The following is a 796-nucleotide window of genomic DNA, read 5'->3' on the forward strand; positions in this document are numbered from 1 at the left end:
ATAAAGGAAACTGTCAAGATAATTCAGTTATGGAGAATTTCTTTGGGCTACTTAAACAAGAAATTTACTACGGACATATCTTCTCGTCTTTCGAAGAACTTGAACAGGTTATTGTAATCTGGATTAGGTACTATAATACAAAACGAATCAAACAAAAATTGAACTGGATGAGTCCAATTCAATTTCGCTTGAATTACCAAGACAATTAAAAAAATCCAAGTATTTCTACTTGGATAAAAAGTCTAACTTTTGGGGTGCACATCAAACCTACCAAAGTCAGACGGTTCTTATTTTTTTGTGATTTTTTCAATCAACAAAACGATAAATGTAAGCAAACTAATTAGAAAACCGTAAGCTGCGATGACTAACATGGCTACATCCACCAATAAGGAGGCTCCTTTCCGTTGGATTTTGAACTTACATACATAAGCCTCACCTCACTTTCAAAGCCACCGTCTATTTAAACTTCTACTCGACTATTATAACAAAAAAAGCTTCTACAAGCCATTAGACTTGTAGAAGCTTTTTTCATAAATAGTTTCCTAAACCTATTATCATAATAACAGAAAAAACTGAGAGGCAAACAAGAGAAAATAGCGATATCAAAATATAAATCATATATTTTCTTCCGCTCTGGTTTTTCTTAAAAGCAAGGTATAAGCACGAAATGAGTGAAAGTAAAGGTATGACGAACAACAACAAAACTGTTGCTAGAGGTCCACTATGAGAAATATTTTCTACTCCTTTAAAAATGTGACCAAAGGATGAATTAAGCATACTATTTTCTATAAAAAAA

Annotated in this window: 2 protein-coding genes; one reads left to right on the forward strand and one right to left on the reverse strand. The window is 32.3% G+C overall.

The window, feature by feature from the left end; translation table 11 throughout:
* Nucleotides 1-209: IS3 family transposase (locus tag LLA01S_RS12020; protein WP_155719854.1), on the forward strand; the 209-nt coding region annotated here is incomplete at its 5' end.
* Between the two features lie 319 nt (nucleotides 210-528).
* On the opposite strand, the gene LLA01S_RS12780 is transcribed toward LLA01S_RS12020, so the two are convergent.
* A partial coding sequence (locus LLA01S_RS12780) for a hypothetical protein (protein ID WP_218006055.1) occupies nucleotides 529-796 on the reverse strand: 268 nt, incomplete at its 5' end.

The sequence above is a fragment of the Lactococcus cremoris subsp. cremoris NBRC 100676 genome (genome assembly GCF_001591705.1).
GTDB classification, from domain to species: domain Bacteria; phylum Bacillota; class Bacilli; order Lactobacillales; family Streptococcaceae; genus Lactococcus; species Lactococcus cremoris.